This window comes from Streptomyces sp. NPDC050636 (assembly GCF_040654775.1).
Taxonomy (GTDB): Bacteria; Actinomycetota; Actinomycetes; order Streptomycetales; family Streptomycetaceae; genus Streptomyces.
Genome location: NZ_JBFAIP010000257.1, coordinates 1 through 1,637, shown reverse-complemented (window position 1 = coordinate 1,637; position 1,637 = coordinate 1). Strand labels below are relative to the sequence as shown.

Sequence of the window (1,637 nt, the reverse complement as noted above, 5' to 3'; positions counted from 1 at the left end):
GACACGCTTCGACAAGCTCGCCGTCCGCTACGAAGCCACCATCCAACTCACCCTGATACGGCAAACACTCTGACCACATCTCAAACACGCCTTAGCAGGTTCTGACCGCTCTTCCGTGATGCCTACGGCTGAAGGAGGACGCGGGCTCCGAGCAGTGCGAATGAGGATCGCCCGTACATTTCCGCTGGATCGTTTTGATTCTGGCAGGGACCGCGATGCCCTCCCGGATGGCCATCATGGAGCGGTTCGCAACGTGGCATCCACCGGTGTAGCCGAGAGCGGTCAGAACCCTTCAGTTGGCCAGTTCAGAAAGGGGGGCGCGCCCACACCGTCCGCCCGGCCGGCCTCGCTGTCAGTGCTCTGTGTGATGATGCGGACGCGTCCCAGGGGAGTGGGCCGCGGTCTACTGACTGCCAGGGGGTTGGGGATGGGTGCGGGTACGGAGCCGGACGGTTCGTCCAGGTCCGACGAGGAGTGGGAGCGGTTTCTGTGCGAGTCGGTGGCGGGTACCGCCGACGCGCCCAAGGAGCCGTCGGCGCGCGCCCGCGACGTGGCAAAGCGGCTGCGGACGGAGCCCGGCCGTGGCCTGGAGGGCTGGCGCAGCTACACGCCCGCGCGGCCCAAGCGGCGCACGGGCTGGTACGTGGTCGGGCTGCTGGCCTCGCTGGTGCTGCTGGTGGTGGCGCTCGCGCCGGGGCGGATAGTGGACCTGTTCGCCGGTGCTGACTCCCCGCCGCTGGCGGCCGAGACCGCCCGCCCGACCCAGGCACCCCCGGCGAAGGCGGCCCAACGCCCCACCATGGACGAGCCGTTCCGCGGTTCGCCGGCGGCGAGCTGGGCGAGCGGAGCGGCGGGGATCACCGTGCCGAAGGCCGGGGCGGTCGGCTGGATGAGCGCGGCCGAGGTCGAGCGGGCCCTCGCCCGCAGCCGGGACTTCCTCGTCGCGTCCGGCCTGGACCGCGGGGTGCTGCGGGGCGAGCGCCCCGAGAAGGCGATTGCACTGATCAACCCGCACCAGAAGGACGTCCAAGACCTTCTGAAAACCGCTTTCCAAACCCCGAGCGAGAAGAACGACCCTCTCCTCCTCTTCAGCCGCTTCCAGACCTCCCGCACCCACCTGGTCGGCGACATCGTGAAGACCCGGGGCCGGCTCACCTACCGGGAGGGCGAGCGCGGCGCGCTCGAGGTGACCGCCGACGTCACCTTCGTCTACCCGGTCACCCGCGCGGAAGCCGGCGGCGACGACGAGGTCGTACGCACGATCGTCCGGCGCGAGCTGGTCCTGAGCTGGGACGACCCTGACAAGGTGATCACCGAGCCGGGCACGTTCTCGATCGTCTCGTACAAGTACGACATGACCAACGGCGGCTGCGGCGCCCCCACGGGCTACTTCACCCCGCCCTTCGGCACGGAACGCCGGGCAGACGAGGCCGGCACGGAGGTCGACCCGTACGACCGCAGCGCGCCGGTCGGGCGGGGCGAGTCCTCTGGGGACGAGTGCGGGAGGGCGACGCGGTCCTAGCGGGCGTTACTCGGTGGCGGCGTGGAGGCATTGATAGCGGAGCAGCATGACATGGGGGTTTGCGATGCTATTGAGGAACTTGCGCGGCCACACATACCGCACAAAACCACTCAAC

At 69.3% G+C, this 1,637-nt stretch carries 1 protein-coding gene; it reads left to right on the top strand.

The features are described from left to right. The first annotated feature begins 427 nt into the window (after positions 1–427). Positions 428–1,522 (top strand): hypothetical protein, encoded by a 1,095-nt coding sequence (locus AB0I10_RS41110; RefSeq protein ID WP_363157848.1) that lies wholly within the window; start codon positions 428–430, stop codon positions 1,520–1,522. Positions 1,523–1,637: the final 115 nt, after the last annotated feature.